Origin of the sequence: Nocardioides sp. NPDC087217, from assembly GCF_044744805.1 — a bacterium.
Taxonomy (GTDB): Bacteria; Actinomycetota; Actinomycetes; order Propionibacteriales; family Nocardioidaceae; genus Nocardioides.
The window spans coordinates 1,445,500-1,455,291 of the sequence record NZ_JBIUZB010000001.1 but is presented as its reverse complement, the minus strand read 5'-3'; the positions used below and the strand labels follow the sequence as shown (position 1 = coordinate 1,455,291).

The 9,792-nt window shown below is 69.3% G+C and carries 6 protein-coding genes; 2 read left to right on the top strand and 4 right to left on the bottom strand.

Annotated elements, in window-relative coordinates; translation table 11 throughout:
* Positions 1 to 37: 37 nt before the first annotated feature.
* Genes ACIO3S_RS07090 through ACIO3S_RS07075 form a run of 4 tightly spaced genes read right to left on the bottom strand, consistent with a single transcriptional unit; the run spans position 38 to position 6,545 of the window.
* Positions 38 to 4,792, bottom strand: a complete 4,755-nt coding sequence (locus tag ACIO3S_RS07090) for a DUF4082 domain-containing protein (protein WP_400460917.1) — start codon at positions 4,790 to 4,792, stop codon at positions 38 to 40.
* A 19-nt stretch (positions 4,793 to 4,811) separates the two neighbouring features.
* Positions 4,812 to 5,654 carry a glycosyltransferase gene (locus tag ACIO3S_RS07085; protein WP_400460915.1) on the bottom strand — a complete coding sequence of 281 codons (843 nt, stop codon included), beginning with the start codon at positions 5,652 to 5,654 and terminating at the stop codon, positions 4,812 to 4,814.
* Positions 5,651 to 6,259 carry a serine O-acetyltransferase gene (locus ACIO3S_RS07080; RefSeq protein WP_400460913.1) on the bottom strand — a complete coding sequence of 203 codons (609 nt, stop codon included), beginning with the start codon at positions 6,257 to 6,259 and terminating at the stop codon, positions 5,651 to 5,653. Before ACIO3S_RS07080 ends, ACIO3S_RS07085 begins: the two co-directional genes overlap by 4 nt.
* 10 nt (positions 6,260 to 6,269) lie before the next feature.
* Positions 6,270 to 6,545: an acyl carrier protein gene (locus ACIO3S_RS07075; RefSeq protein WP_400460911.1), complete on the bottom strand. Its 276-nt coding sequence runs from the start codon at positions 6,543 to 6,545 to the stop codon at positions 6,270 to 6,272.
* 182 nt (positions 6,546 to 6,727) lie between these two features.
* On the opposite strand from ACIO3S_RS07075, the gene asnB reads away from it, so the two are divergent.
* Together asnB and nadE are read left to right on the top strand one after the other, a co-directional pair.
* Positions 6,728 to 8,776, top strand: a complete 2,049-nt coding sequence (gene asnB, locus ACIO3S_RS07070) for an asparagine synthase (glutamine-hydrolyzing) (RefSeq protein ID WP_400460909.1) — start codon at positions 6,728 to 6,730, stop codon at positions 8,774 to 8,776.
* On the top strand, positions 8,773 to 9,789 hold the full coding sequence (nadE, locus tag ACIO3S_RS07065; protein WP_400460908.1) for an NAD(+) synthase: 1,017 nt from the start codon (positions 8,773 to 8,775) through the stop codon (positions 9,787 to 9,789). The genes asnB and nadE overlap by 4 nt, the downstream gene beginning before the upstream one ends.
* Positions 9,790 to 9,792 lie beyond the last annotated feature (3 nt).

Genomic DNA, 9,792 nt, shown 5'->3' with positions numbered 1-9,792 from the left:
CCCACCTATCCCCGCAATTAGGGACCGCTCAGCCGGCCTACGGGGACGCCGGGCGGAACCTCACGTCCACGAAGTAGTTCGTGGAGTTCCAGGATCGGTTCGGGAGCCCCCCTCCGGACCCGTACCGATACCTGCCGTTGGCTCCGCCCGGGGCCGTCAGTGGGCCGACCGTCCGCGACTGGGTGAGCGCCGCGGGCGTCGAGGCGTAGCGCCCGTTCGGCGCGTAGTAGGACACGACGTACGTCGCCCCCGGCGTGAGCGCGACCGGTGTCGGCAACGTGGCCGTCTGCCATCCGGTCGCGGTCTCGTTGGTGAAGGTCACCTGGGCGATCCGGGTGCCTGCCGAGTTCCACAGCGAGCCGGTGTGGGTGCCGATGTTACCGGAGCCCTTGTAGAACCGGATCGCCGTCACGGTGCCGGCCACCGACGTCGAGAACGCGGTCCCGACCTCGATCGGCATGATGTCTAACGTGGACGTGTTCTGCGGCGTCACCCCGGTGAACAGGGACACCTCGGTCACCGCGGCTGGGATAGTCGTGAACGACCACGTCTGCGTGGGCAGGTTCGCCCCGTCGGTCGAGACCACCCCCGAGACCGTCACCGACACCGTCGCCCCGGACGGCAGCGCCGCCGACGGGGTGAAGCGCAGCGTACGTCCGTCGCTGCTCAGCGCGGCCGAACCCGCCACCGAGGACCCGTTGGCCGTGACCGACATGTTCCAGCCGCTCGCGATCCCTGTCGAGAACGTGATCGACGGGTTCACCGAGGTCGCCACCTCGGTCGTGCCCGGTTCCGGAGTTCGCTCGGTGACCGAGATGGTCGGGCCCGCCCGCTCGAAGACGACGTCGGCGAAGTAGTTCGTCGACCCGAACGAGTACTGCGGGAACCCGCCCGCGGCACCGTAGAGATAGCGACCGTTGTTGCCCGCCGGAGCGGTCAGGTCACCCGAGGAGTAGGCGGTCGCGAAGAACTGCGACGTCGTCGCATAGTGCCCCTGCGGAGCCAGGTAGGAGACGATGTACGACACCCCTGCCTGCACCTCGACCGGACTGGACAAGGTGGCCTGCTGCCAGCCGGACGCGGTCTCCCCGGTGAAGGTCACCTGGGCGAGCCGCTGACCGGCCATGTTCCACAGCGACCCGACGTGCGTGCCGCCGTTGCCGGCTCCCTTGTAGAACCGGATCGCCGTCACCCGCCCGTCTCGGGTGGGACTGAACACCGTCCCGACCTCGACCGGAGAGCTGTCGTCCTGGGCCTCGACCGCGGGCACCACGTCACCGAAGAGCGTCTGGCTCGATGGTGTCTCCGCCGATCTGGTCCGGAACGTCCAGGTCTGCGTGGGCAGACTCGCCCCCTCGGTCGAGGTGACCCCGCTGATCGTGACCGTCACGTCCGCGGATGCGGGCAGCGAGGAGGTCGGGTCGAAGGTGAGCGTCGTCCCGGAGTTGCTCAGCGTCGTCGTCCCCGGGATGGACTGGCCGCCCGAGGTCGCCGACATCGTGTAGCCGGAGCTGATCGCCGAGGAGAACGACGCCACCACGTTGCTCGAGCGCGGCACCTCGACCGCCCCGGGAACCGGGCTGCGCGAGGTCATCGTCAGCGTCGGCGCACCCTTCTCGAAGACGACGTCGACCATGTAGCTCGAGGGCGAGGTCGCCGCCGGGAAGCCGGTGCCATAGGCGTACGCCCCTGCCGTCGAGGTCACCCGCAACGGCGGCTTCGACAGGTCGGCCGACGCGAAGGCGTTCGGGGTGGCCGAGTAGTAGCCGTTGGTGCGGTAGGAGGCGATGTAGTCGGTGTTCGCCTGGACCTGCACCGGCTCGGTGAACGTCAGGGTCTGCCAGCCACTGGTCGTCTCGCCGGTGAAGGTGCCCTGGGCGAGCACTGCCCCGTTGGCCGACCACAGGGTGCCGGTGTGCGGGGCGGCGTTGTTGACGCCCTTGTAGAACTTGACCCCGGTGACGGTGCCGGCGACATCGGCGCGGAACCTGACGCCCAGCGTCAGCTGCGCGTTCTCCGGGTCCTGGAGGACCGTCGGTGTGGCGTCCTCGTCATAGATCGAGCACGGGCAGACTCCTGCCGCGGCGGGCGGTTTGGCCGTACGGAACGACCACGTCTTCCCGGTCGAGATCGCCGTCCCACCGCTGTCCTGCCCCGAGAGCGTGGCGGTGTAGGTGACGAACCCGGCGAGGTTGGCCGACGGGGTGAAGGTCACCGTCCTGGTCGTCGAGTCATAGGCCGTCGACCCGGCCACCACGTTGCCGAGGGAGTCGGTCAGTCGCAGCCCGACGCTCGAGGCGACCACCGGCTTGGTGAACCGGGCGCTCACCGTCGTGTTGCGCGGGACCGAGGAGGAGTCGGCCAGCGGCCACTGGTTGGTGGCGGTCAGCGGCGAGTTGTCCGTGGTCGTGAACAGCACGTCCACGAAGTAGTTGGGGTTCTGGTACGAGTTCGCCGGGAACTGCCCGGCACCCGCATAGACCCCCGCTGGAGCGGCCCCGTAGCCACCCTCGACCTCGAACGGGTACGCCTCGAACCCCTGCGCAGCGAACGCCCAGGGCGCCACGGCGTAGTGTCCGGCCGGAGCCGTGTAGGAGACGGTGTACCTCGCCCCCGCGGCGACCGCGACCGGCTGGCTGAACGTCGCCGACTGCCAGCCGCCGCTGGACTCGTTGGTGAAGGTGACCTGGGCCAGCCGCTCGCCGCTGCTGCTCCACAGGGAGCCCACGTGGGTGCCGGTGTTGCCGGCGCCCTTGAAGAAGCGGACGCCCGCGACGTACCCGTCGGCCTGAGGGGTGAAGCGCAGGCCGAGCTCAGCGGCGCCGCCGTCGTTGGCCGACGGTGTCGCCGGGCTGGTCACGGCGTTCCAGGTCGTCGGCACCTCCCGCTGGCCGAGGATGCTGCACGGGCAGGTCACGTTGAAGCTGCGGTTGACGGCGGTGCCGATGTTGGCGCTGTCGTCGACGGCGCGGACCCGCACCGGGGTGCTGCCGACCCCGGGCTGGACGTACGTCACCGACCAGGCGGTCGTCCCCGTGGCCGGGTGCCACGAGGTGCCGTCATCGAGGGAGTACTCGACTCCGGCGACCACGCCGCCGCCCGTGTCGGTCGCGGTGCCGGTGAGCGTCACCTTGGTGCCGTTGGGCTGCGTCGAGCCGGCAGCCGGCGACGTGATGGCGACCGACGGACCGGTCGTGTCGGTGGTCTTGGTCGCCGCGACCAGGCCGCTCATCAGCGTCGTCGGCTGGGCGTCCATGTCGGCCAGCAGGTTCACCTGCGCCTGCTGCATCCGGCGGTCGGCGGTCTCGTCGTGGTACGGGTTGTCGTGCTCGGAGTCGAGGCCCCAGGTCCACTGCACCGATCCCGCGCCGAAGACGAGCGCGCCGCTGGCGGCCCGGTAGAGCGTGAGTGCGTGGGTCGTGGTGCCGTCGCCCGTGGTCCGGCCGAAGTCGGTCATGTACTGGTTGTCGATGAACCCGGTGGTCTCCGACATCCGGATCAGGCCGGGTGGTCGGAACCCGTTGTCCTGGTCCTCGTCGGACTCATAGCCGACCGTGTGTGGCGCCAGCTCGGTCTGGTCGGCGGTCATCGAGGACAGCCCGGTGTTGCGCCACAGCCGCAGCCCGCCCTGGGACTTCTTCACCGTCACCGGCAGGTCGGTCAGGTTGGACATGAAGATGGTGCCGGTCAGTGAGTTCTCCGGCTTCCCGCCACCAAGCGACTTTGGCGTGTAGCGCGGGTCGCGCCAGGTGCCGGTCGACTCCGGGGCCGGGTCGAGCTTGGCCTGCGCCCAGGACTCCTTATAAGTAACCAGGGTCCGGTAGGGCGTGTTGGTGCCGTCTTTCGAGGCCTCGTAGCGGGTCCGCCAGTAGACCTCGTTGCCGCTGAGGAACTGCAGGTTCACACCCGCGTCGCGGGCGGCCTCGACGTTGGCCCGCTGCTGCCCGCTCCAGTACTCGTCGTGCCCGACGCTGAGGAAGGTCTCGTGATTGGTGAGCAGCCCGCCGTGACGGTCGGTGTCGATGCCGGAGATGTAGCTGACGTCGTAGCCGTTGCGCTCGAGGAACCGCACCAGCGGGTACTCGTTGGCGAAGAAGAAGTCGTGGGACGTCCCGCCGGAGCGGGTCGAGAACGGTCGGTTGTAGCTGAGCTTGTAGGCCCTGCCGTTCCCGCCGCCGGTGTAGAAGCTGGACCCGCCGTAGTTGTTGTAGGCCTGCCAGGTGGTGTCCGAGGTCTGGAAGACGACGTCGGAGTGGCTGTCGTCGTCGCGGACGATGAAGGTGATGTGGCTCGACTCGTTGGTGTCGGCGCGGTCCAGCTTGGCGACATAGACGCCCGAGACCGCGGTCGCCGGCACGTTCCAGGAGGCCGAGACCGCCCAGTTGCCGCAGTCGGTGATCTCGGTGGCGGTGTCGCGATAGCAGTTCGGCTGGTTCTGCGGCAGGCTCGCCGACGGAGTCACCGAGGTGATCCGGCGGGCACCGTCACCGCCGTAGTAGCCCATCCGATAGATCGTGACCGTGTACGCCGAGGCATCGGTGTCGACCTTGAAGTCGATCCGGTTGCCCACGTCGACACTGATGTCGGTCGCGAACCCTTGGATCGAGCTGTCACCGGCGCCGGTGATGCCCCATTCGCTCGCGGGACTTCCTGGTTTGCTGTTCTCGCAGGCGATCGCATTGCCCTCCGGGCCGCACGGATCGGCACTCGCGCTGGACGCAGTGACGAGCGATATGACAGGGGTGACAAGAACAACTCCGAGCAACGCGGCCAGTCCCGTTCGCAGCTTCACAGTCGTGCTCCTTCTCGGATCAGGCTCGCGAGCTCTCGTCGCGTAACCAAGTGGTGTAGTCGCCGGTCCGGACCGCTCTGCGGGAGAGCATCCGGGCGACGAGGGTGACTGTCATGAAGACCGGAACCCGAAGTCCGATCGCAGGCTGACGCAGCCCGAGCTTGAGGAGATCCGAGAACGAGGTGGATCCGTGCCGCGCACCATGGGCGTCGGCTTGAGCGTTGCCGGTCGCGACGCGGATCCTGCGTCTGACCAGGTCTTTCACCGTACGCGGCGGCCGGACGATCACGGTCGCGTCGGTGACCACACGGCGCTCGGCGGGCGCGAACAGCTCCGAGGCGACCAGGTCGTCGTTCATCAGGCTCGCCCCCGGACCGTTGGCGCCGGCGACCCGGGCCTGGCCCTCGGCGGTGAGGCAGAAGGCCCCGCGGCCGAACAGACCGCTGCGTACGGCGGGAAGCGCCTGCCACACGCGGTAGTAGGCACGGACCGGCCAGGAGGAGTGCTCGGTCGGGATGCTCCGCCCGGGCGCGACGGCCAGCACCCCGTCCTCGTCGAGCGCGTCGACCAGCCGGAGCAGGTCGGCACCGGTGAGGCGTACGTCGGCATCGAGGTGAAGCCGCGGATAGGTCGTGGTCGAGGCGTTGCCGACCTCGACCGCGCGCGCCTTGGATGCCTCGGCGATCTCCAGGACGCGTACGCCCGGGACCTTCCGGGCCACCGCGGCGGTGTCGTCGGTGCAGCCGTTGCACACGACCACCACCTCGACGGCCCCCTCGGGGATGCCGTCGAGCAGGGCCGTCAGATTCTCCGACAGCCCCTTGGCCTCGTTGTGCGCCGGCACCACGACGCTCGCGATCATGACGGTCGCACCCCGCCGGGAACGACGAAGTTGATCATGTTGCTGTTGTCGTAGTCCTTGGCGATGACCCTGCCGGGGTTGCCGCAGACGAGGCTGTGGGGCGGGACGTCCTTCGACAGCACCGTGCCGGCGGAGATCGTGCAGCCGTCGCCGACCGTGATCGCGCCGGTGATCACCGCGCCGGGACCGATCCAGACGTCGTCACCGATCGTGGGCAGACCCTGGTCGCCGTCGGCGATGCGCTGGCCGATGGTGACGTTCTGGTGCAGGACGCAGTTGCTGCCGACCACGGCCGGGCCGACGATGATCCCCGAGCGGTGCATGAGCAGCAGCCCGGGCCCGATGTCGGCGCGCCGGAAGATGTCGGCGTGGTGGACGCGGATGTTGCGCCGGTTCCAGAACCAGTAGACCCCCAGCGCGAGCACGCCGAGCAGGCGGTTGCGGGTGCGCAGCCGGGTCGCCCAGCGTCCGAAGCGGTAGCAGGCGACGCAGTGCAGCTCGTAGTCGAAGAGCCAGAACCGCAGCCTGGACAGCCAGGACGTACGCGGACCGTCGAGGACGATCGCGTACATCTTGGCCAGGTCGACCTCGAAGTCGCCTGTCACCCGGGCACCGTCAACTAGCAAGGCTCTCTCGTTCCTGGGCCGCTGTCTTCCGGGCGACGTACGCCACCAGGTTGGCGACGCCGTCGAGGTTCTCGGGCACGGTCTCGGCCTCGTCCACGGAGATCTCGAACTCCGCCTCGAGGAACTCGATGAGCTCCAGGATCCCGGTCGAATCGATCACGCCCGACTCGACCAGCGACTCCGACGGCCCGGGCAACCGGGTCTCATCACCCAGCAGCAGGCTGTCCAGGATGAAGCCTTCGATCGTGCGCTGTACGTCCGCCATCACATCTCCCTGTTTGTGAACGGTCTACGAATGCCCCTCCGTTCTGTCAGCCGAAGCGGGTCGGGAGCAGAAATCGGGCCCGGAGATGCCGACATTGGGTGATAAACGGGGTGATCCCGATGCCCTGGCATACCTGCGCGAGCAAACCTTCGGGCACCGTCCGAGATCGATCGAGGAGCGCCATGTGCGGGATCTGTGGGGTGCTGAGCAGCACCGAGGCGCCTGACCCTGCCCTCGTGCGGGACATGCTGGGCGCTCTTGCCCACCGTGGCCCCGACGGCAGCGGCTACTACCGCGACGAGCGGGTCGCGCTCGGCCACACCCGGCTGGCGATCGTGGACACGGTCGGCGGCACCCAGCCGATGACCGGCCGCTCGTGCCGAGTAATCGGTGAGAGCGAGCAGGTCTGGGTCACCTTCAACGGCGAGATCTTCAACCACGTCGAGCTCGCCGCCCAGCTACGGGCCCGCGGCCACGTCTTCGACACCCGCTCGGACACCGAGGTCATCGTGCACGCCTGGGAGGAGTGGGGGCCGGGCTGCTTCGATCGGTTCAACGGCCAGTGGGCGCTGGCGATCTGGGACCGCCGGACGGAAACGCTCGTCCTCTCCCGGGACCGCTTCGGTGTCCGGCCGCTCTTCTACACGCGCGCCGCCGGCCAGCTGCTCTTCGCCTCCGAGGTCAAGGCCCTGTACGCCTCCCCCGACGTCCCGCGCGAGCTGGACCCGGCCGGGCTGGACCAGGTGCTGACGCTGTGGTCGGCGGTCGCCCCGCGCACCGTCTTCCGGGACATCGTGCAGGTGCCGCCGGGCTCGTACCTGACCATAAGAAATGGGCACAGCCGGGACGGCGTCGAGGTCGAGCGCCGCTACTGGGCGCCCTCGTTCCCACCGGCGGGAGCCGAGGAGCTCACCGACTTGGAGGCCAACGCCGAGGCGCTGCGTACGACGCTGATGGCGGCCACCCGGCTGCGGTTCGAGCGCAGCGACGTGCCCGTGGCCGCGTACCTGTCCGGCGGGATCGACTCCGCGGTCACGGCCGGGGCGATCGCCGCCAGCAGGATCGACCACAGCACGTCGGCACCGCTGCACACGTTCTCGCTGCGGTTCGCCGAGGCCGAGTTCGACGAGGGCGGCTTCCAGGCGCTGATGGCCGAGCGCCTCGGCACCGTCCACCACGACGTCGTGGTCAGCGAGCGCGACATCGCCGACGTCTTCCCCCAGGTCGTACGCCACGCCGAGTCGCCGCTCCTGCGGACCGCCCCGGCACCGATGTTCCTGCTCTCCCGGCTGGTACGGGAGGCCGGCTTCAAGGTGGTCGTCACCGGCGAGGGCGCCGACGAGGTGCTCGGTGGCTACGACATCTTCCGCGAGGCCAAGATCCGGGACCTGTGGCTGCGGGACCCGGCGGCCGCCGAGGCCGCGGTCGAGCAGCTCTACCCGTGGATGCACCGCTCCCCCAACCAGGCGCCGGCGTTCGCCCGCAGCTTCTTCTCGCGCAACCTCTCGGCCGACGATCTGGCGATGTCGCACCGGCCGCGATGGGACTCCACGGCGGTGCTGGCCTCGATGCTGCGCCCCGAGATGAGGCAGGTCGGTGGCAGTGCGGCCGGCGTCGTCGACGCGATGCCCGCCGCGGCCGCCTCGTGGGACCCGGTCGCGCGCGCCCAGTGGCTGGAGATGACGACCCTGCTCCCCGGCTACATCCTGGCCTCCCAGGGCGACCGGATGCTGATGGGCAACTCGGTCGAGGGCCGGTTCCCGTTCCTCGACCCGCACGTCGCCGAGCTAGCCGGCCGGGTCCCGGCCGAGCACAAGATCCACGGCATGGACGAGAAGCACCTGCTCAAGCGGGCCTTCGCCGACCTGGTGCCCGAGCAGATCCTGCGCCGCCCCAAGCAGCCCTACCGGGCGCCCGACGCGGCCGCGTTCTTCGCCGGCGGCACCCCGGACTGGGTCTTCGACGTCACCTCCGGCTCCGCGCTGGAGGCCGCCGGGGTCTTCCGGCCGGAGCTCGTCCAGCGGCTGCTGGAGAAGGCCCGGCGGACGGACGGCCGGGGCCTGGGCAACACCGACAACATGCGCCTGGTCGCCGTCCTGTCCACCCAGCTGCTGCACAGCGAGCTGCTCACCGCACCGACCACATCGGCCGCACCGCCGGCCCCGCTCACCGTCTTCGACACCACTCTCGGGACCACCAGCCTCGAGCCCACCGGAAGGACCTCAGCATGACCACGACCAGCCCAAGAACGACAGCCGCAGCGTACGGACTGGAGACGCTCAGCTTCGACGAGGAGGCGGAGGCGAACCGGATCGGCGAGACGATCCGCCGCTATCTGGTGACCAACAAGCGCAAGGGCATCGTGCTCGGTGTCTCCGGCGGGATCGACTCCAGCGTGGTCGCCGCGCTGGCGGTCAAGGCGCTGGGCCCGGATCGGGTCTTCGCGCTGCACATGCCCGAGCAGGAGTCCTCTGACGACACGATCGGGTTCAGCACGAAGCTGACCGACGCCCTGGGGATCGACTCGGTCCTCGAGGACATCTCCCCGGTCCTGGTCGGCCTCGGCGCCTACCAGCGGCGGGACGACGCGATCCGGCGGGTCGTGCCGGCGTACGGGCCGGGGTGGAAGTCGAAGATCGTGCTGCCCAGCGTGGTCGACTCCGACGCGTTCCGGCTCTTCTCGGTCGTCGTCGAGGACCCGTCCGGCGCGCAGAGCACGCACCGTCTGACCACCGAGGCCTACCTGGAGATCGTCGCCGCGACGAACTTCAAGCAGCGTGCCCGCAAGGCGCTGGAGTACTTCCACGCCGACCGGCTCAACTACGCCGTCGCCGGCACCCCGAACCGGCTCGAGTACGACCAGGGCTTCTTCGTGAAGCTCGGTGACGGTGCCGCCGACGTGAAGCCGATCGCGCATCTCTACAAGTCGCAGGTCTACGCGATGGCCGCCCACCTCGGCGTGCCCGAGGAGATCCAGGCCCGCCCCTCGACCACCGACACCTACTCGTTGGAGCAGTCGCAGGAGGAGTTCTACTTCTCGCTGCCCTACCAGCGGATGGACCTGTGCCTCTACGGGCTCAACCACGACGTCCCGACCGCCGAGGTCGCCGAGGCCACCGGCCTCACCGTCGAGCAGGTCGAGCGCGTCTACCGCGACATCGAGCAGAAGCGCCGCACCACGGCCTACTTCCACGCGGCACCCGTGCTCGTCGAGGAGGTCCCGTTGAATATCAAGACATCTTGATAT

Coding starts and splice junctions, on each gene's coding strand:
- ACIO3S_RS07085 (WP_400460915.1), bottom strand. CDS start 5,654: ATGATCGCGAGCGTCGTGGTGCCGGCGCACAACGAGGCCAAGGGGCTG.
- ACIO3S_RS07075 (WP_400460911.1), bottom strand. CDS start 6,545: ATGGCGGACGTACAGCGCACGATCGAAGGCTTCATCCTGGACAGCCTG.
- asnB (WP_400460909.1), top strand. CDS start 6,728: ATGTGCGGGATCTGTGGGGTGCTGAGCAGCACCGAGGCGCCTGACCCT.
- nadE (WP_400460908.1), top strand. CDS start 8,773: ATGACCACGACCAGCCCAAGAACGACAGCCGCAGCGTACGGACTGGAG.